We start from the raw sequence: 18,101 nt of genomic DNA on the forward strand, positions 1-18,101 counted from the left end.
GGCACCATCGAGGTATGGCATCACTCAACGTCGGCAATCTCGGCGAGTTCCTGCGGGAGCAGCGGCGCACGGCGCAGCTGAGTCTGCGGCAGCTCGCGGATGCCGCCGGGGTGTCCAACCCGTACCTCAGCCAGATCGAGCGCGGCCTGCGCAAGCCGAGCGCGGAGATTCTGCAGCAGCTCGCCAAGGCACTGCGGATATCCGCCGAGACGCTGTACGTCCAGGCCGGGATTCTGGACGAACGGCAGGGTCTGGACGGGGTCGAGGTACAGACCGCGATACTCACCGACCCGGCGCTGAACGAGAGACAGAAGCAGGTCCTGCTGCAGATCTACGAGTCCTTCCGCAAGGAGAACGGGCTCGGGAGCGGCGGCAAGGACACCGCTGTGAGCGGACCTGAGGACGGGCGCGACACGGACTCCCTTGAGACAGAGGCCGACGGCGGCCCGCACGCCACCTGAGCAACCGATTACGTTTCCAGGAGGAATAACGTCATGGCCATCAACACCGATGACCTCCGCAAGGCCCTGACCGACGCGACCCCGCTGTACGCCCTGGCCGGCACCGTCGACCTGGCTGCCGAGAAGCTCGGCGAGGTGCCGCAGTTCGTCGAGAAGATCCGGATCGAGGCGCCCAAGCGCTTCGAGTCCGTCCGCAGCACCGACCCCAAGGACGTCCAGGCTCTGGTCACCAAGCAGGCCAAGGACGCCAAGGAGAAGCTGACCGAGCTGCTGGGCTCGCTGGACGGCGACATCAAGAAGGTCCGTGACCAGGCGCAGGAGCTGGCGCTGCAGGGCGTGGGCCGCGCGGCCGAGGCCGTCGTGAAGACCCGTGAGGGTTACGAGGAGCTGGCCGAGCGCGGTCGCGGCGCGGTGGCGACCTGGCGCGGCGAGGCCGCCGACCAGGTCGAGGACCTTGCGGTGGCGATCGAGCCGGAGCCGGCGCCGAAGCAGGCGGGCAAGAGCGGGGCGAAGCCCCAGACCGCCACGGGGACGAAGAACCAGACCACGAACGGCACCAAGGCGGAGACCAAGGCCACCCCCTCGGCGCAGCCCAGGCCGGCCGCGGCGAAGAAGCCCGTCGCGCAGCGCAAGCCGACCCCCGCGCCGCCGCAGCGCAAGCCGGCCCCGGCGCCGGCGAAGAAGAGCACCCCGCCGTCCGCCAAGTGAGGACACCGGGCGCACACGACGAGGCGAAGTGAGCTCGCTCACTTTTCCCCGAGGTCCCCGTTTCACGGGCCGGGCCGGGCACACTTCGGGTGCCCGGCCCGTTGTCCGGGTACGGTGGGGCCGCATGGGCGGCAGTCGGGCCGCCGCAGACCGAGACGACACGACTGGCGAACGGGCGGTGTAAGGCGTGCTGATTTACGGGTTCCAGAGCATTCTGAGCTGGGTGCAGCTCGCCCTGGGCGTCTATGCCGCCGTGATGCTGATCGACGCCGCCGTGCGCCGTGAGGACGCCTATCGCGCCGCGAGCAAGCAGACCAAGGGCATGTGGCTGATCTTCCTCGCCCTGGCCACGGCGCTGCTGTTCATTCTCCCGATCATGTCGTTCCTGCCGGTCATCGGCGTGATCGCAGTGATCGTCTACACCGTCGACGTACGCCCGGCGCTCCGGGAGGTCACCGGCGGCGGCCGCGCACCCCGGCGCGGGGGCTCCAGCTCGGACGGGCCGTACGGGCCTTACAACGGCGGGCGCTGAGCGGGACGACCGGGCGCTGAGCCGGACGACGACGGCGACCGGCTACCGCCGGTCCAGCAGCAGTACCGCCACGTCGTCCGTCAGCTCGCCGCCGTTCAGATCGCGCACCTCTCTGACCGAGGCTTCCAGCAGCTCCTCGCCCGTGAGGCCGGCGGCCATCTGCCGGCTCACCAGCTCAGTCATGCCGTCCTGGCCGAGGCGCTGGTTCCCCTCGCCGATCCGGCCCTCGATCAGGCCGTCGGTGTACATCATCAGGCTCCACGAGCCGCCCAGCTCCACCTGCCGGCGCGGCCAGCGGGCGTGCGGCAGCAGGCCGAGCGCCGGGCCGCCGAACTCGTACGGCAGCAGCTGCGGAGGCTGGCCGGCCTGGGCCAGCAGCGGTGCGGGGTGGCCGGCCAGGCACAGACCGGCGCGGCGGCCGTCCGCGGAGATGTCGACGGTGCACAGCGTCGCGAAGATCTCGTCGTCCGCCCGCTCGTGCTCCAGGACCTTCTGGAGCGTGGCGAGCAGTTCGTCGCCGGAGAGCCCGGCGAAGGTCAGCGCGCGCCAGGCGATGCGCAGTTCGACGCCGAGCGCGGCCTCGTCGGGGCCGTGGCCGCAGACGTCGCCGATCATCGCGTGGACGGTGCCGTCCGGGGTGCGGACGGTGTCGTAGAAGTCGCCGCCGAGCAGCGCACGGCTGCGGCCGGGGCGGTAGCAGGCGGCGAACCGCAGATTGGAGCCGTCGAGCAGGGGCGTCGGCAGCAGGCCGCGCTCCAGGCGGGCGTTCTCCTGGGCGAGCATCCGCGACTCGGTGAGCTGGCGCTGCGCAAGGTCGGCGCGTTTGCGCTCGACGGCGTAGCGGACCGCGCGGCTGAGCACCGCGCCGTCCAGCTCGTCGCGGAAGAGGTAGTCCTGGGCGCCGACGCGTACGGCGTCGGCGGCGCGCTCGGCGTCCGTCTCGTAGGTGAGGACGAGGACGGCGTGCGAGGTGGCCATCCGCAGGACGTCGCGCAGCATGCCCAGCTCGTCGTCGGGGGTGCCGCCGCGGTCCGGGTCACGTTCCGTGCGGTCGCCGGGCGCCCGCGGGGGAAGGTCGAGCAGGATGCAGTGCACATCGTCGGTGAGCAGCCGCCCGGCCTCGGTGAGGTTACGGGCGGTCCGCAGACGCACCTTGCGGCCCGCCCAGTCCCACATATCGGGGACATGACTGTTGGGGTCCTCGCCGATGAGGAGCAGGGTCAGACCCTGCTGGGCGGGCGCGTGGTCGGCCGGAACCGGCTGTGCGGCCGGCTGCGGCTGCTCGGGCTTCTGGAAGCCGTGGGATCCCAAAGGGGCCGACGGCCGGCCCACGGCGGTCGCCGGGGCGCTCACGCCCTGGGCCGTCGTGTCCCCCGCGCCCGGCGCGTCGGCGACCCGCGCGGTGTCCGCGCAGGCGTCGTCCACCGGTCCTGCCTGGTGCGGCAGCACGACCGCCCGCTGGTGCGGTACGGGTACGGGCATTGGTCTGCTTCCTTCCCTCCCCCCGAGGGGTGCGGCGGAGCGCCGACCGGCGCACCACCGTGCCCGGCTTCCCGCCGCTCGTCGGTCAGTGGAGCGGGGGCACACCGGGCACTGCCAGGCGACCATAGCGCCAGTACGGAGTGGGATGGAATGCCCGGTGGCAATCGGCCATCGTCATATGCCGCACCCGATAAGCCATTTGACCTGGGGAGGGCGGAATGCGGAATGACGAACATCACCCCGCCCGGGTGCTTTCCGCTACCCGACGACAACTCTCGGACAGGAAACAATCCGGTCATTTATCGCGCGTGTGATCCGCGCCATCGCGTCAGCCGTCACCATCCGGGCGGACGACACCGAGGATCGGCATCGAGCCGGCGCCGGTGATCGTGACCTGCCGGCCCGGCCGCGGCGCATGGACAATCGCACCGTCACCGAGATACATCCCGACATGGCTGGCATCGGAGAAATAAATGATCAGATCGCCCGGCCGCATGTCCTTGAGCGCGACCCGGGGCAGCTGGTGCCACTGCTCCTGCGAGGTCCGCGGAATGGTCCGGCCGCCGGCCTGCCACGCCCGCAGGGTCAGCCCGGAGCAGTCGAAGGTGTCCGGCCCTTCCGCACCCCACACATAGTCCTTGCCGATCTGTGCGGTGGCGTACGAAATCGCCTTCTTACCGAGCGCCGAGGCTTTGTTGCCGATGTCTTTCAGTACGCCCGAGTCCAGCCACTTCTGCTGCTGCTTGAAGGCCAGCTCGTCCTCCAGCTTCTTCAGCCGGTCCTTTTCCTTGGCGGCCAGCCGGGATTCGAGCTTCTTTGCCTCGTCGATCTTTTTCTTGATGTCCCGCTGGGCGCTTTCCTTCTTCTTGCGGTTCGCCTCCAGCTTCTCCCAGCGGTCCGTGGCCGCGTCCGAATAGCCCTCCAAGTCGCCTTCCAGGTGCGACAGTTGGCTGATCATTCGCTTGGCCGCCAGCTGACCCTTGCGCGCCAGGGTGGCATTGTCGAGAAAGCCCTCGGGGTCGACGTTGAGCATCAGCTTCGCCTCGGCGGGCATTCCGCCGCCGCGGTACTGGGCGCTGGCCAGCGCGCCCGCCCGCCGCTTGAGGGTGGCCAGCCGGCGCTGGGTGCTGTCGATGCTCCGCGCCAGCTTGACGATCTCCTTCTGCTGGAGCCCGACCTGTTCCTTGGCGGCGTTATAGGCGTCGGTGGCCTGCTCGGCCTTGCGATAGAGGGCGTCGATCTTCTTGCGTACCTCGTCGAGGCGCCGGGCGTCGGCGTCGGTGTCCGCGGCCTTCCCCGCGCCGGCGGCCCGTCCCGCGTCTGCGGACGGGTTCTTCGGGTCATCCGCGTAGGCGGCCGTCGCCGTACCGCCGAGCAGCCCCACCGCGCACAGGACGACGGCGGTGCACGCCACGAGCCGGCTGCCCCGTGGGCCCCAGGGCCCCTGTGCACCCCATGACCCCCGCCCGCCCTGCCCACCCCGTACGTCCCGAACGCCCTGCCGTGCCCCCTGGCTCCCCACCAGCCACCTCCGGTCGTTCCGCACCGATTCGCGTATTCCTACAGGCGCGGATGCTGCCATACCGGCCGGTAATTCAACAGGGCGACGGGCCGTTTCGCACGAGCAAGCGAGCACTTCTGCCCCGCACCCATCCGATGGCCGAGGTTCACCGTGCGTTCACTCCCCTCCATCGGCCGCTTCACCTGATCTGCCTAATTTCAGCCGTACCGAGTGCGCGTCTCGCCTGATGTGCAAGCGCGACACGGCTCTCCGGCATCGCAGACCGCGATAGCCCTCAGATCACTCTTCGCCTCGCACGCCGACGATGCGGCGCGCCCCAGGAAGGAACTTTCGACAGTGAAGCTTCAGCGCAAGAACCGGGTTCGCGCCCTCGCCGTTGGCGCTCTCGCCGTCTCGGGTGCCCTGGCCCTGACGGCGTGCGGCTCCGATGACACCTCCGGCGCCGGCGCCGGTGCCGCCAAGCCGTCGAACATCAAGTGCGAGGGCAAGGGCAAGCTGCTCGCGTCCGGCTCCTCCGCGCAGAAGAACGCCATGGACGTCTGGGTGCAGGCCTACTCGGGCGCCTGCAAGGGCACCGAGATCAACTACCAGCCGACCGGCTCCGGCGCGGGTGTCACCACCTTCCTGCAGGGCCAGACCGCCTTCGCGGGCTCCGACTCCCCCCTCAAGCCCGACGAGATCACCAAGTCGAAGCAGGTCTGCAAGGGCGGCCAGGCCATCGACCTGCCGATGGTCGGCGGCCCGGTCGCGATCGGCTACAACGTGCCCGGCGTGGACAACCTCGTGCTGGACGCCCCGACCCTGGCGAAGATCTTCGACTCGAAGATCACCAAGTGGAACGACCCCGCGATCAAGAAGCTGAACCCGGGCGCGAAGCTCCCGGCCCTCAAGATCCAGGCGTTCCACCGCTCCGACGACTCGGGCACCACCGACAACTTCACCAAGTACCTCAAGGGCGCGGCCCCCGGTGACTGGAAGCACGAGCCGGCGAAGAAGTGGGAGGGCACGGGCGGCCAGGCGGCCTCCGGCTCGGCCGGCGTCTCCTCGCAGGTCAAGCAGACCAGCGGCGCGATCTCGTACTTCGAGCTGTCGTACGCCACGGCCGGCAAGATCCCGACGGTCAAGCTGAACACCGGCGCCAAGGCCCCGGTCGACGCCACCGTCGACAACGCCTCCAAGGCGATCTCCGAGGCCACGCAGGCCGGCAAGGGCAACGACCTGGCCCTGAAGCTCAACTACACCACCAAGGCCGAGGGCGCCTACCCGATCACCCTGGTGACCAACGAGATCGCCTGCGACAAGGGCAACAAGCCCGAGACGCTGGCCGCCACCAAGTCCTTCCTGACCTACATCGCCAGCAAGGACGGCCAGAGCGCGCTCAAGCAGCTCGGCTACGCCCCGCTGCCCCCCGAGATCGCCGACAAGGTCCGCAAGACCGTCACCACGCTCTCCTGACCCACCGGGCGGCGGCCCGCAGACCGCCAGGCCAAAGGGGCCCCTTCACCAGGGCCCCTTTCGGGCCGCCGCCCGTCCGGTGCACCGCCGCGCCAGGAGCCCCCGCCGGGCTCCGCAGACCGGAGAATCCATGAATTCAGCTACCTCGCCAACCGATACCCCGCCCCTGCCAGGGAACGACGGCCGCTCCGCCGTCTCCGGCAAGGCGGTCCGCCCCGGTGACCGGATCTTCCTCGGGCTCTCCCGGGGCTCCGGGATCGCCCTCCTGGTGATCATGGCCGCCATCGCGGTCTTCCTCACCTACCGCTCCGTGCTCGCCATCTCCGGCGACAAGGCCAACTTCTTCACCACCCTGGACTGGAACGCCACCGGGTCGGACCCGAAGTTCGGCATCGCGGTCCTCGCCTTCGGCACCGTCGTCAGCTCGGTGGTAGCGATGGCCATCGCGGTCCCGGTCGCGGTCGGCATCGCGCTGTTCATCTCGCACTACGCCCCGCGCAAGCTGTCCTCGCCGCTCGGCTACGTCATCGACCTGCTCGCCGCGGTGCCCAGCATCATCTACGGCCTGTGGGGCGCGCTCTTCCTCGTCCCGCAGCTGACCGGCCTCTACACCTGGCTGGACGGCTACCTCGGCTGGACCGGCACCTTCTCCTACGAAGGCGGGGCGGCCCGTTCGCTGTTCACCGTCGGCATCCTGCTCGCGATCATGGTCCTGCCGATCGTGACCAGCGTCAGCCGCGAGGTGTTCCTGCAGGTCCCGAAGATGCACGAGGAGGCCGCGCTGGCGCTCGGCGCCACCCGCTGGGAGGTCATCCGGATGTCGGTGCTCCCCTTCGGCCGCTCCGGCATCATCAGCGCCTCCATGCTGGGACTGGGCCGTGCGCTCGGCGAGACGATGGCCGTCGCCACGGTCCTCTCGCCCAGCTTCCTCATCAACACCAGCCTGCTGGACCCGGGCGGCGGCACCTTCGCCCAGAACATCGCCAGCAAGTTCAGCGAGGCCGACACCTTCGGCCAGGACGCCCTGATCGCCTCCGGCCTCGTCCTCTTCGTGATCACGCTGCTCGTCAACGGCGCGGCCCGCCTGATCATCGCCCGCCGCAAGGAGTACTCGGGAGCCGCCGCATGAGTATCACCACCGACCGCCCTGCGGTCTCTCACGGCGACGCCCCGCTGCCCGTCTCGCTCCGGCAGGCCCGGCTCCCCCGCTGGACCCCGCCGGTTCTCGCGCTGGTCGCGGCCGGTGCGGGCTGCGGCATCGGGCTGGGCGCCGGCCTGGACAGCACCGTCCAGTGGGGCCTGATCGCCGCCCTGCTCTTCGTCCTCGGCACCTTCGCGCTGTCCGCGGCCGTCGAGGGCGGCCGGCAGGCCAAGGACCGGCTGGCCACCTGCCTGGTCTGGATGGCCTTCCTGATCGCCGTCGTACCGCTGGCCTCCCTCCTGTGGGAGACCGTCGCCCGCGGCACCAAGGTCCTCAACGGCTACTTCCTGTCCCACTCCATGGGCACCACGCCGGACGCGCTGCCCGGCGGCGGCATCAACCACGCGATCATCGGCACCCTGGAGCAGGTCGGCCTGGCCACCCTGATCGCCGCGCCGATCGGTCTGCTCACCGCGATCTACCTCGTCGAATACGGCCGCGGCCGGCTCGCCCGCGCCGTCACCTTCTTCGTCGACGTCATGACCGGTATCCCGTCGATCGTGGCCGGCCTGTTCATCCTCTCCGTGTGGATCCTGATCCTCGGCTTCGGCCCGTCCGGCTTCGCCGGCGCGATGTCCCTGGCGATCCTGATGATGCCGGTCGTGGTCCGCTCCACCGAGGAGATGCTCAAGCTCGTCCCGAACGAGCTGCGCGAGGCCTCGCTGGCCCTCGGCGTGCCCAAGTGGCGCACCATCCTCAAGGTCGTCCTGCCGACGTCGATCGGCGGCATCACCACCGGCGTGATGCTCTCCATCGCCCGGATCACCGGTGAGACGGCGCCCGTGCTGCTCCTGGTGTGGGGCGCGAAGACGATCAACAACAACCCCTTCGAAGACGCCCAGCAGTCGCTGCCGCTCTACGTTTTCCAGCAGTGGCAGCAGGGTTCCGAGGCCTCGTACGACCGCGCATGGGCCGCGGCACTGGTCCTCATCGCCTTCGTCATGATCCTCAACCTGGTGGCCCGCGGCATCGCCCGCTGGAAGGCCCCCAAAACCGGCCGCTGACCCAGCCCGGCGACAGAAAGAAGCAGTGATTTCCATGGCCAAGCGAATCGACGTCAGCGGCCTCTCCGCGTACTACGGCAGCCACAAGGCCATCGACGACATCTCGATGACCGTCGAGCCGCGCTCCGTGACGGCCTTCATCGGCCCCTCCGGCTGCGGCAAGTCGACCTTCCTGCGCACCCTGAACCGGATGCACGAGGTCACCCCCGGCGGCCGCGTCGAGGGCAAGGTGATGCTGGACGACGAGAACCTCTACGGCTCCGGGGTCGACCCGGTCGCCGTCCGCCGCACCGTCGGCATGGTCTTCCAGCGCCCCAACCCGTTCCCCACTATGTCGATCTTCGACAATGTCGCGGCCGGTCTGCGGCTGAACGGCTCGTACAAGAAGAGCGAGCTCAAGGACATCGTCGAGAAGTCCCTCAAGGGCGCCAACCTCTGGAACGAGGTCAAGGACCGCCTCAACAAGCCCGGCTCGGGCCTGTCCGGCGGCCAGCAGCAGCGGCTGTGCATCGCCCGCGCCATCGCCGTCGAGCCGCAGGTGCTGCTGATGGACGAGCCCTGCTCGGCGCTCGACCCGATCTCCACCCTCGCCATCGAGGACCTGATCGGCGAGCTCAAGGAGCGCTTCACGATCGTCATCGTGACGCACAACATGCAGCAGGCCGCACGTGTCTCGGACCGTACGGCGTTCTTCAACCTCGCCGCCGTCGGGCAGCCCGGCAAGCTGGTCGAGATCGACGAGACCGAGCGGATCTTCTCCAACCCGTCGGTCCAGGCCACGGAGGACTACATCTCCGGCCGCTTCGGCTGAGCGCCGAGTGCGGCCCGGCCGTCCCGGCCGGGCCGCCCCCACCACGTCCTGCGGTGCTGCATGGCGGTGCCACCGCAAGGCGAAGGGCCCGCCCCTCTTCCCGGGGGCGGGCCCATTCTGTGTGCTCTGTGTCCGTGCGCTCTGTTGCGGTGCGCCCGGTGGCCGGGTCGGTCAGCCGAAGGCCAGCCGGATCAGCCAGAACGCGAGCGCAGCGACCAGCGCCGCCGCCGGCATGGTGATGAACCAGCCCATCACGATGTTCTTGGCGACGCCCCAGCGCACCGCGCGCGGGCCCTTGGTCGAGCCGACGCCCATGATCGCGGAGGTGATGACATGGGTCGTGGAGATCGGCGCCTGGAACATGAACGACGCGGTGTACATGACCGAGGCCGCGGTGGTCTCCGCGGCGAAGCCCTGCGGCGGGTCCAGCTCGATGATGCGGCGGCCCAGGGTGCGCATGATGCGCCAGCCACCCGCGTACGTACCCAGCGAGAGGGTGAGCGCACAGGCCAGCTTGACCCAGATCGGGATGGCGTCGTTCGCGTCCTCGACATCGGCGATGACCAGGGCCATCACCACGACACCCATGGTCTTCTGGGCGTCCTGCAGACCGTGTCCGAGCGCCATACCGGCGGCCGAGACGGTCTGGGCTATGCGGAAGCCGCGCTTGGCCTTGTGCGGGTTGGACTTACGGAACATCCAGAGGATGACGACCATCACCAGATAGCCGAGCACCAGGCCGATGACCGGCGAGATGAACATCGGCAGGACGACCTTCTCGATCACGCCGCCCCAGATGACCTTGGTGCCACCGGCGAGCGCCGCACCGACCATGCCGCCGAACAAGGCGTGCGAGGACGAGGACGGCAGGCCGAAGTACCAGGTGACGAGGTTCCAGACCACCGCGCCGAGCAGCGCGGCAAAGAGAATGCCCATCCCCTGGTTGCCCTGGGGAGTGGCGATCAGCCCTTCGCTGACCGTCTTGGCGACCCCGCTGCCGAGGAACGCACCGGCGAGGTTCATCACGGCAGCCATCGCCAGCGCCGCGCGCGGGGTCAGTGCCCGCGTCGAGACCGAGGTCGCGATGGCGTTCGCAGAGTCGTGGAAGCCGTTGGTATAGGTGAATCCGAGCGCGACCGCAATGGTCACGACGAGCGCGAAGGTCTCCATGGGCGGCGCTCAGGACTCCTTGACCGCGATGGTCTCGACCGTGTTGGCGACATGCTCGAACGCGTCCGCCGCCTCTTCCAGGATGTCCACGATCTGCTTGAGCTTGAGGACCTCGATGGCGTCGTACTTGCCGTTGAAGAGGTGCGCAAGCAGCTTGCGGTGGATCTGGTCGGCCTGGTTCTCCAGGCGGTTGACCTCGATCCAGTACTCGGTGAGGTTGGTCATGGTCCGCAGATGCGGCATGGCCTCGGCGGTCAGCTCGGCCGCCCGCGCCAGCACCTCGATCTGCTGGTCGATGCCCTTGGGCAGCTCCTCGACCTTGTAGAGGACGACCAGGTCGACCGCCTCTTCCATGAAGTCCATGATGTCGTCGAGCGACGAGGCGAGGTTGTAGATGTCCTCGCGGTCGAACGGCGTGATGAACGAGGAGTTCAGCTGGTGGAAGATCGCGTGGGTCGCGTCGTCTCCCGCGTGCTCCGCCGCCCGCATCCGTTCGGCGATCTCTGCACGAGCGGAGGCGTCCGCCCCGAGCAGTTCCATCAGGAGCTTGGAGCCCGTGACGATGTTGTCCGCGGAGGCGGCGAACATGTCGTAGAAGCTCGTCTCCCTGGGGGTCAGACGAAAGCGCACGTGAAATCCTCGGGGTGCATCGGATTCGGTCGAGTTGATGCTAGGCGCATCATCCAGCCACAGCTAACCGGCATTCCTTCAGTGTCGCCCATCGTGCAGCATGCTCTGCACGGGGTACCACAGGTGCCCGCAAAGTTCGGTACCATATACCCACCAGGGGTATATAGATCGCCTAGATACCACGGGAGACGGCCATGACGACCACGGACGCCGACACCGCCGGCAGCGCCGCAGCCGCCGCGGCCTGCCACCCCCGGCAGCCGGACACCGACCCCCGGGACGCAGCTCAAACCGTGACCGATAACGCAGAGACTTCGGCGACATCCGGCCCCCACGGCTACGCACAGCAGAAAGACGCACACATCAAGCGACTGCGCCGGATCGAAGGCCAGATCCGCGGACTGCAGCGGATGCTCGAAGAAGACGTCTACTGCATCGACATACTCACCCAGGTCTCGGCGAGCACGAAGGGCCTGCAGTCCTTCGGCCTCCAGCTCCTGGAGGAACATCTGCGGCACTGCGTCGCCGCTGCGGTCCTCGAGAGCTCCGCTCCGGGGGCCGCCCAGGGCCCCGAGGCCATCGACGCCAAGGTCCGGGAGGCCACCAAGGCCATCGAGCGGATGCTGCGCACCTGAGCCGAGCTGCCCGGCGCACCCCGCGCTAGCCGGGAGGGCATCCCGCGGTCCCGGGCCGGTGGCACGCCCGGTCCGTGCCGTCGCCGCCCTCCCCGTCGACCTCCAGCACCTCGTCGATGCGGTCCGGGCTGAGCCGGTCCTCGCTCGCGGCCGCCGCCGCGATCATCAACTCACCGGTCAGGTCGATCTCGACGAGGGCTACGGGGTCCTGGACCGTCGTAGGGCGGTGTCCGGCCACGTACAACACCTCCTCCGTCGAGCGCCTTCCCAGGCCTTGGGTGGTTACCGTCAGCGTAAGGACGGGCGCACGCTCCGCGCATGGCACGGATGGACCATTTCCGCCATCCGGCAAGCGCCCCCGTCACATGCCTGCCGCCCCGCCGCACCCGGCCCTACGGCGCGGGCGAAGCGATCTTCCCCGTGTAGATGTCGCGTTCGTCCGGCAGGTGAACCACGACCCTTGTCCCGAAATCCGAAAGCTCCGTGGTGGACGTCACCGCGGCCCCCCTCGGCGCACCGTTGGCGTAGCGGAACCACTGGCGCACCTTGCGCAGCCGCCCGTCCTCGTCCAGATACACCTCGAACGGCACCGCGTCGGTGGTGAACCCCTGCTCCGCGGCGACCAGCGCGGGCCGCGCACGCGGTGACGCCTCCCGGGCGGCGGTCCCGATGTCCGTCGTCCCGCGGTAGTGCCGCACCCGCACGCCGTCCAGCCGCTCCTCGCCCTGGTACGTCACCTCCCGCGCGCCGCGCAGCAGTTCCGCTGCGGCCAGCGGATCGGTCGCCCCGCCGGTGACCAGATTCCCGTCGCTCAAGGAGGCGGTGGCCACCCGCACCCACTTGTCGGCGGGCACCCCGGCCCCGCGGTTCTTCATGAACAGCGCACCGGGCGCAAGGATCTCGGTGACCGGCTGATGGCCGCCGCCGGTCCGGCCCGCGGGATCGGGCAGGACGACCCGCAGCCGCCCGGTGCTCGTGGCGAAGTCGTAGCCGCCGGTACCCCGGATGGCGACCCGGGTGCCGCCGCTGACCGTCTCCATGGACGTACGGACCCTGGCGGAGCCGGCCCGCAGCAGGGCGGTGGCGCTGCCTCGGACCTCCGCGGCGGCAGCGGCCCGGCCGGACGGCTCCTGGTCGTCGGCCGCGGCCCCGTCCGGCGAACAGCCCGTCGTCAGCAGCCCGACCGCCAGACCCGTCCCGCACGCCACGGCCACGACGACCGCGCCGCCGCCTCGCCTGTCCTGCACCACCATCGCGTACGAGCCCCCTCGGCCGCTGTCTTCGGGAACGGCCTGGGCCGGCCGGTCCGCTCGGGAGGGTCACACGGTCCGCCACCGCCGTATCTGACGTTCCGTCGACCGCCCGGTTCAACGACCGTCGAAGGGGCTCGTCACGCAAGGGCACCTGGGACGCGTAGCGTGGCGGGGTGCCCCACCGAGCCCCCCATACGACCTCCACCACCGAGAGCGGTTCCTTCTGCACGGCCCGCTGCACCTGTGGCTGGCGGGGTCCGGCCCGCCGTGCCCGCTCCCAGGCGCGTACGGACGCCGAGCGCCATCTGGCCGAGGTGGCCGGCGGACCGGGTACGGGCACCACCCCCGAGCGCCCCGTGGAATGAGCGAGTCCGTTCCGGGAACCCTCAACGCCCTTACGGCATCTGCCTAGTGAGGGGAGTACGCGCACCGCACCGGTAACGGACGGCACGGACGACACCGGACAGTGCGGAGCAATCCCGGGCACAGCGGAACGCGAGGGCAGCACGCCGCCGCGGCCGCCCGGTGCGGCCTTCCCTGCACGCGCCCCGTGACCTGCGGCCGGGCCCGACGGCAGGCGGGGCAGGACCGTATCCACAACATCGAGGGGGACTCATCCCAGTGAAGCGGCGCACACTCCTGCAGGCGGGCGGCGGACTGGCGGCGGCCTCGGCGGCCTTGGCCACCGGCTGCGACAACAAGACCGGCAAGGCGGGTGCGGCGTCCTCCGCCTCGGACACCGGCGCCGCGACCGGCACCGCTGCGGCACAGACCAATGCGGCCTCCTCCGCGGGGGCCGCCGTCCACAGCCGGGCCTCCCAGGCCTCCTGGACCGCGCTGGGCAAGAGCCTGGACGGCAAGCTGGTGCGGGCCTCCGACGCCGCCTACGCGACCGCCCGCCGCCTGTACAACACCCGTTACGACACGCTGAAGCCGTCGGCCATCGCCTATGTCGAGCACCCGTCGGACATCGCCGAATGCCTCGCCTTCGCCCGGCGCAACGACACCCCGGTCGCCATCCGCAGCGGCGGCCACTCCTACGCCGGCTGGTCCAGCGGCAACGGAAAGCTCGTCATCGACGTCTCCGCGCTCTCCAAGGTCGGCGCGCCGTCCGGCGGTACCACCGCCATCGGCGCCGGCGCCAAGCTCATCGACGTCTACGAAGGCCTCGGGGCGCACGGCGTGACGATACCCGGGGGCTCCTGCCCCACCGTCGGCATATCCGGCCTCACCCTCGGCGGCGGCCATGGCGTGGTCTCCCGTGCGTACGGGCTGACCTGCGACAGCCTCGTCGGCGCCACCCTGGTCACGGCCGACGGCAAGACCGTCGACTGCGACAAGAGCCGCCATTCCGACCTGTTCTGGGCGCTGCGCGGCGCCGGCAACGGCAACTTCGGCGTGGTGACCGAACTCCGCTTCCGTACGCATCCGGCGCCCCGCGCGGTGATGGCGTACCTCACCTGGCCGTGGTCCAAGGCGGCGAAGGTCGTGGCGTCCTGGCAGAAGTGGGGGCCGGTGCAGGCCGACGAGATCTGGTCCGCCTGCCATCTCGACGCCCGCCCCGGCAACACCCCGTCCGTCTCCGTCGCGGCCTTCTCCCTGGGCAGCTACGGCGACCTGAAGAACGCCCTCGACAAGCTCGCCGACCAGCCGGGCGGCCCCGGCCCCGCCAAGAGCGTCCACCTCACGCCGACCGGCTACCTGGACGCCATGGAGTCGTACGCGGGCTGCTCCTCCAAGTCCACCGCCCAGTGCCATATGCCGGGTTCGCTGCCCGGCCACACCGGCGCCGGGCAACTGGGCCGCGAGACCTACGCCGCCCGCTCGCACTTCTTCGACCGCTCGCTGTCCACGGCCGGTATCCGCACGCTGATGGACCAGATCGAGGCGGGCGGCCGCAAGGGCGTCAACGGCAACGTGGCGCTGACGGCGCTGGGCGGCGCGGTCAACCGCGTCGGGCGCACCGACACCGCCTTCGTGCACCGCGGCTCGCGGTTCCTCGCCCAGTACTTGACGTCCTGGCCGGCGACCGGCTCGTCCGGCACCCGCACAGCGTGGCTGAATTCGTTCCATGACGCGATGCGCCGTTATTCCTCGGGCGCCGCCTACCAGAACTACACCGACCCCGGCCTGACCGACTGGAAGTCCGCCTACTACGGCGCCGCCGCCACCCGGCTCGCCCAGGTCAAGCGGACCTACGACCCGCAGCGGCTGTTCAGCACCTTCCCGCAGGCGCTCTGACACCGCCCGGCACACCGGCGGACACACGGACGGCCCGGCCCCGCGAGGGGTCCGGGCCGTCCGCATCCGCCAGGTCATCGCCCCCGGGGGCCGCCGGACCGGTGCGTCCCACCCGGTCCGGCAATCCCTCAGGCCGCCAGATCCTTGTCCCGCTCCTTCTGTCCCCGCCCCATCGCCGAGCCGGTGGCCACCACCCGGCCGCCCTCGGCGTCCGGCCCCGCGGAGCCGTCCGCGCCCGGTGCCCGCACCAGCCAGGCCAGCTTCGACCGGGCGATCGCCGTCGTCAGCGGCACCAGCAGCGCCTGCGCGAGCGGCGCGAGCAGCAGCGCGACGGCGGTGCCCAGCGCGAAGCCGCCGATCACGTCGGTCGGGTAGTGCACGCCCATGTAGACGCGGCAGAAGCCCTCCGCGAGCGCCAGCGCGATCCCGACCAGGCCGTACTTGCGGTGGGCGATGAACAGGCCGACGCCGACCGCCATGGTGAGCGTGGCGTGATCGCTCACGAACGAGAAGTCGCTCTTGCCGGGGATCAGGACTTCCAGCCCGGCATGGTCCTTGAACGGCCGGGGCCGCTCGACGAAGTTCCGGATCGGGATGTTGGCCAGCAGCGCGAGGCCCGCGGCCAGCGGCGCCCACACCAGGCCCGCGACGGCGGACGGCGCGCCCGGCCGGCGGCGCGCGGACCACCAGGCGATCAGACACAGCACCCCGAGGCCGGCGATGATGCCGTACTCGCCGATGTACTCCATGGCCTTGTTGGCCCAGTGGGGGGCGTCCTTCGCGAGACCGTTGATGCCGTCGAGCACGTCGACATCGGGGTTCGGCCCCTCGAGTGCGAGTCCAGCCATCTGCCGCGGCCCCTTATCTTTCGCGCGCGCGAGCGCCGTCGTGTGCTGCCTGCCCCCGTGGTCGTCGAGCGTGTGCTGCGTCGAGCTGCTCCGCTACGTCCCCACGCCAAGGAAACGCGATGTCCACCCCAGCCGTTCCACTCTCTACCGGATGATCACCAGGACGTTATCGAAGCTTGATTCATCACTGCAGTTCAGGGCCCTATGTTCACGCAGCGTTCGTACCGGGCAGCGCTTTTGCGCCATCGGACGTGACGCGGGTGGCACCGATGTAGTCCGGCGTATCGATCTTGTCGAACCGGATCACGGCCCCGGTGTACGGCGCATTGATCATGTACCCACCACCCACATAGAGCCCCACATGGTGGATCGACCGCGGGTCCTTCAGGTCGTAGGCGAAGAACACCAGGTCACCCGGCAGCAGCTCGTCCCGCTTCGGATGCGCCCCGGCGTTCCACTGGTCGTTCGCCACCCGGGGCAGCTCGATGCCCACGGAGCGGTACGCCGCCTGGGTCAGCCCCGAACAGTCGAACCGACCGCCCTGCGCCGCCGTTCCCGTACCACCCCACAGATAGCGCGTGCCGAGCTTTTCCTGCGCGAAATAGATCGCCCCCGCGGCCTGCTTCGACGGCGCCACCGGACCCGACGGCGCCTCGAAGCTCTTCGCGAGCGTCGTGATCGTCTTCACGTAGTTCCGGGTCTCGCGGTACGGCGGCACCCCGTTGTACTGGATCACGCGGTACGCCCCCGCGTTGTACGCCGCGAGCATGTTGTGCGTGGCGTTGCCCGGCGCACTCTTCACATAGCCGGCCAGCTCGCAGTCGTACGAGGCCGCCGACGCGATCGCGTCCTGCGGGTCCCACACGTCCTTCTTGCCGTCGCCGTTCCCGTCGACGCCGTGCGTCTGCCACGTCCCCGGGATGAACTGCGCCATGCCCTGGGCGGCCGCCGGGCTCTGCGCCCTCGGGTTCCACCCGCTCTCCTGGTAGAGCTGCGCCGCCAGCAGCGCGGGGCTTATCGCCGGACAGAGCGTCCCCCACTTCTGCACCAGGGGCTGGTACTCGGCCGGCACCGCGCCCTTCGCCAGCCCGAGCGCCCGTCCGCCGGCCCCGGCCAGCCGGGCCGCCACCGTGTACGTACCGATCACAAGCAGCCCGAGCAAGCAGAGCACCAGCCCTGTCCCGAGCCCTCCGGCCACCCAGAATTTCCGCACCCCCCAACCCTCCCCCATTCAGCCCCGGTTCACTGCCTTTTTCCGGTCGCTCCGCGCGCGCCGTGCCGCTCCGGCGCGGCACGGCGGCGCATGACGCGGCGCAGGGGGCGCTTCGCCCCGGGGACGGACGCTGCCCATGACAGCCCCCGGAACACCGCCGGATGAGCGACACTGCATCAAGAGCCCCGCGACGGAACGAGGTCCGCCGACCGGCACGACGACAGCAGATGACCGGCACCCGAACGGCCCCGGCCGCAACGGCACGCCGGACCGGCCACCACTATTTCCGATGATCATTGCCCAGGGGTGACCCCCGTGATACACACGGTGATACCGGTCGGTTCAATGGACGGCGTGCGCCCACACGTCCACGCCACCCCCACGGGATCCGTCAAAGAAAGCCGCCAAGACGACAGCTGACGGCCCGTTCGTCAGCGAAGATAGAGAGCGACCCGCGCCGCGTCGGCACGGGCATACAACTACCCATCAAGGGGCGGTGAGTTCACACATGTTCATTGCGGCCGAAAAAGGCGACATCACCACCATCATCGGCGGAATCGCCCCGGACTGGGGACCGTTCGGGAGCCTGGGCAACGAGGCCCGCGTGATGATCGAAGTGGTCATGGCGGTGGCGATCCTGCTCTGCCTCGGCATCGCGATCTGGGGCGCCGCCAAACAGCGCATCGGCGCCACCGCGCTGCGCGACACCTTCAGCGCCGAGCAGGGCAAGGGCCTGATCGTGGCCGGTCTGACCGGCGTCTTCATCATCGGCTCCCTGGGAACGCTGTTCACCATCGTCTACGGCATGGCGGTCTAGCGCGGCCACACCCGAGGGCCTGCCGGGGCCGGCCGAGCGGTGCACACCCGGCCCGCACCCGTCCCCGGGCCGCTCCCCCTGCGCCCCCGCCCGCCATCTCTCCGCCGTCCCGTGCCCC

The 18,101-nt window shown here is 70.1% G+C and carries 19 protein-coding genes; 11 read left to right on the forward strand and 8 right to left on the reverse strand.

What is annotated here, in order from left to right; genetic code table 11:
- Nucleotides 1-14 precede the first annotated feature (14 nt).
- From OHS81_RS15155 to OHS81_RS15165, 3 genes are all read left to right on the forward strand, one after another.
- Nucleotides 15-461, forward strand: a complete 447-nt coding sequence (locus OHS81_RS15155; protein ID WP_088799259.1) for a helix-turn-helix domain-containing protein — start codon at nucleotides 15-17, stop codon at nucleotides 459-461.
- 33 nt (nucleotides 462-494) lie between these two features.
- Nucleotides 495-1,169, forward strand: a complete 675-nt coding sequence (locus OHS81_RS15160; protein WP_328385301.1) for a hypothetical protein — start codon at nucleotides 495-497, stop codon at nucleotides 1,167-1,169.
- A gap of 187 nt (nucleotides 1,170-1,356) precedes the next feature.
- Complete coding sequence (locus OHS81_RS15165; RefSeq protein ID WP_328385302.1) at nucleotides 1,357-1,701, forward strand: DUF2516 family protein; 345 nt, start codon at nucleotides 1,357-1,359, stop codon at nucleotides 1,699-1,701.
- A gap of 42 nt (nucleotides 1,702-1,743) precedes the next feature.
- On the opposite strand, the gene OHS81_RS15170 is transcribed toward OHS81_RS15165, so the two are convergent.
- Entirely contained in the window at nucleotides 1,744-3,183 is a 1,440-nt protein-coding gene (locus OHS81_RS15170) for a PP2C family protein-serine/threonine phosphatase (RefSeq protein ID WP_328385303.1), read from the reverse strand.
- A 328-nt stretch (nucleotides 3,184-3,511) separates the two neighbouring features.
- On the reverse strand, nucleotides 3,512-4,597 hold the full coding sequence (locus OHS81_RS15175; RefSeq protein WP_328385304.1) for a C40 family peptidase: 1,086 nt from the start codon (nucleotides 4,595-4,597) through the stop codon (nucleotides 3,512-3,514).
- Nucleotides 4,598-5,041: 444 nt separating this feature from the next.
- On the opposite strand from OHS81_RS15175, the gene pstS reads away from it, so the two are divergent.
- The 4 genes from pstS to pstB all read left to right on the forward strand — a co-directional run bounded on the left by pstS (nucleotide 5,042) and on the right by pstB (nucleotide 9,176).
- Nucleotides 5,042-6,160: a phosphate ABC transporter substrate-binding protein PstS gene (gene pstS, locus OHS81_RS15180; protein ID WP_328385305.1), complete on the forward strand. Its 1,119-nt coding sequence runs from the start codon at nucleotides 5,042-5,044 to the stop codon at nucleotides 6,158-6,160.
- Between the two features lie 130 nt (nucleotides 6,161-6,290).
- Complete coding sequence (gene pstC, locus OHS81_RS15185; RefSeq protein ID WP_328385306.1) at nucleotides 6,291-7,289, forward strand: phosphate ABC transporter permease subunit PstC; 999 nt, start codon at nucleotides 6,291-6,293, stop codon at nucleotides 7,287-7,289.
- Nucleotides 7,286-8,365 carry a phosphate ABC transporter permease PstA gene (pstA, locus tag OHS81_RS15190; protein ID WP_328385307.1) on the forward strand — a complete coding sequence of 360 codons (1,080 nt, stop codon included), beginning with the start codon at nucleotides 7,286-7,288 and terminating at the stop codon, nucleotides 8,363-8,365. Before pstC ends, pstA begins: the two co-directional genes overlap by 4 nt.
- A gap of 34 nt (nucleotides 8,366-8,399) precedes the next feature.
- Complete coding sequence (gene pstB / locus OHS81_RS15195; protein WP_328385308.1) at nucleotides 8,400-9,176, forward strand: phosphate ABC transporter ATP-binding protein PstB; 777 nt, start codon at nucleotides 8,400-8,402, stop codon at nucleotides 9,174-9,176.
- A 171-nt stretch (nucleotides 9,177-9,347) separates the two neighbouring features.
- Here the strand turns inward: pstB and OHS81_RS15200 are convergent, their stop codons facing one another.
- Nucleotides 9,348-10,346, reverse strand: coding sequence for an inorganic phosphate transporter (locus tag OHS81_RS15200; protein WP_260636392.1), 999 nt, complete (start codon nucleotides 10,344-10,346; stop codon nucleotides 9,348-9,350).
- Between the two features lie 9 nt (nucleotides 10,347-10,355).
- A complete protein-coding gene (locus OHS81_RS15205; protein WP_042162406.1) occupies nucleotides 10,356-10,976 on the reverse strand; it encodes a DUF47 domain-containing protein in 621 nt (206 codons plus the stop codon).
- A 194-nt stretch (nucleotides 10,977-11,170) separates the two neighbouring features.
- Between OHS81_RS15205 and OHS81_RS15210 the strand changes: the two genes are divergently transcribed.
- Entirely contained in the window at nucleotides 11,171-11,611 is a 441-nt protein-coding gene (locus OHS81_RS15210; RefSeq protein ID WP_328385309.1) for a metal-sensitive transcriptional regulator, read from the forward strand.
- 25 nt (nucleotides 11,612-11,636) lie between these two features.
- Here the strand turns inward: OHS81_RS15210 and OHS81_RS15215 are convergent, their stop codons facing one another.
- Together OHS81_RS15215 and OHS81_RS15220 are read right to left on the reverse strand one after the other, a co-directional pair.
- Nucleotides 11,637-11,858 carry a hypothetical protein gene (locus tag OHS81_RS15215; protein ID WP_443058708.1) on the reverse strand — a complete coding sequence of 74 codons (222 nt, stop codon included), beginning with the start codon at nucleotides 11,856-11,858 and terminating at the stop codon, nucleotides 11,637-11,639.
- A 145-nt stretch (nucleotides 11,859-12,003) separates the two neighbouring features.
- Entirely contained in the window at nucleotides 12,004-12,864 is an 861-nt protein-coding gene (locus tag OHS81_RS15220; RefSeq protein ID WP_328385311.1) for a hypothetical protein, read from the reverse strand.
- 173 nt (nucleotides 12,865-13,037) lie between these two features.
- Between OHS81_RS15220 and OHS81_RS15225 the strand changes: the two genes are divergently transcribed.
- The gene (locus OHS81_RS15225; protein ID WP_328385312.1) at nucleotides 13,038-13,229 is read left to right on the forward strand and encodes a hypothetical protein; all 192 of its coding nucleotides are present in this window, start codon (nucleotides 13,038-13,040) and stop codon (nucleotides 13,227-13,229) included.
- A gap of 256 nt (nucleotides 13,230-13,485) precedes the next feature.
- On the forward strand, nucleotides 13,486-15,105 hold the full coding sequence (locus tag OHS81_RS15230; RefSeq protein WP_328385313.1) for an FAD-binding oxidoreductase: 1,620 nt from the start codon (nucleotides 13,486-13,488) through the stop codon (nucleotides 15,103-15,105).
- A 128-nt stretch (nucleotides 15,106-15,233) separates the two neighbouring features.
- On the opposite strand, the gene OHS81_RS15235 is transcribed toward OHS81_RS15230, so the two are convergent.
- Nucleotides 15,234-15,953, reverse strand: a complete 720-nt coding sequence (locus OHS81_RS15235; RefSeq protein ID WP_328385314.1) for a phosphatase PAP2 family protein — start codon at nucleotides 15,951-15,953, stop codon at nucleotides 15,234-15,236.
- A gap of 208 nt (nucleotides 15,954-16,161) precedes the next feature.
- Nucleotides 16,162-17,184 carry a bifunctional lytic transglycosylase/C40 family peptidase gene (locus OHS81_RS15240; RefSeq protein ID WP_328385315.1) on the reverse strand — a complete coding sequence of 341 codons (1,023 nt, stop codon included), beginning with the start codon at nucleotides 17,182-17,184 and terminating at the stop codon, nucleotides 16,162-16,164.
- Between the two features lie 490 nt (nucleotides 17,185-17,674).
- Here OHS81_RS15240 and OHS81_RS15245 point away from each other — a divergent pair, with 490 nt between their 5' ends.
- The gene (locus OHS81_RS15245; protein WP_006603970.1) at nucleotides 17,675-17,983 is read left to right on the forward strand and encodes a hypothetical protein; all 309 of its coding nucleotides are present in this window, start codon (nucleotides 17,675-17,677) and stop codon (nucleotides 17,981-17,983) included.
- Nucleotides 17,984-18,101 lie beyond the last annotated feature (118 nt).

It is taken from the genome of Streptomyces sp. NBC_00400 (genome assembly GCF_036048035.1).
Lineage (GTDB): Bacteria > Actinomycetota > Actinomycetes > Streptomycetales > Streptomycetaceae > Streptomyces.

Excerpts from the sequence above, each read along its gene's own strand:
- OHS81_RS15210 (WP_328385309.1), top strand. The coding sequence starts at position 11,171 with ATGACGACCACGGACGCCGACACCGCCGGCAGCGCCGCAGCCGCCGCG.
- pstC (WP_328385306.1), top strand. The coding sequence starts at position 6,291 with ATGAATTCAGCTACCTCGCCAACCGATACCCCGCCCCTGCCAGGGAAC.
- OHS81_RS15160 (WP_328385301.1), top strand. The coding sequence starts at position 495 with ATGGCCATCAACACCGATGACCTCCGCAAGGCCCTGACCGACGCGACC.
- OHS81_RS15155 (WP_088799259.1), top strand. The coding sequence starts at position 15 with ATGGCATCACTCAACGTCGGCAATCTCGGCGAGTTCCTGCGGGAGCAG.
- pstB (WP_328385308.1), top strand. The coding sequence starts at position 8,400 with ATGGCCAAGCGAATCGACGTCAGCGGCCTCTCCGCGTACTACGGCAGC.
- OHS81_RS15170 (WP_328385303.1), bottom strand. The coding sequence starts at position 3,183 with ATGCCCGTACCCGTACCGCACCAGCGGGCGGTCGTGCTGCCGCACCAG.
- OHS81_RS15200 (WP_260636392.1), bottom strand. The coding sequence starts at position 10,346 with ATGGAGACCTTCGCGCTCGTCGTGACCATTGCGGTCGCGCTCGGATTC.
- OHS81_RS15220 (WP_328385311.1), bottom strand. The coding sequence starts at position 12,864 with ATGGTGGTGCAGGACAGGCGAGGCGGCGGCGCGGTCGTCGTGGCCGTG.
- OHS81_RS15240 (WP_328385315.1), bottom strand. The coding sequence starts at position 17,184 with ATGGGGGAGGGTTGGGGGGTGCGGAAATTCTGGGTGGCCGGAGGGCTC.
- OHS81_RS15245 (WP_006603970.1), top strand. The coding sequence starts at position 17,675 with ATGTTCATTGCGGCCGAAAAAGGCGACATCACCACCATCATCGGCGGA.
- OHS81_RS15235 (WP_328385314.1), bottom strand. The coding sequence starts at position 15,953 with ATGGCTGGACTCGCACTCGAGGGGCCGAACCCCGATGTCGACGTGCTC.
- pstA (WP_328385307.1), top strand. The coding sequence starts at position 7,286 with ATGAGTATCACCACCGACCGCCCTGCGGTCTCTCACGGCGACGCCCCG.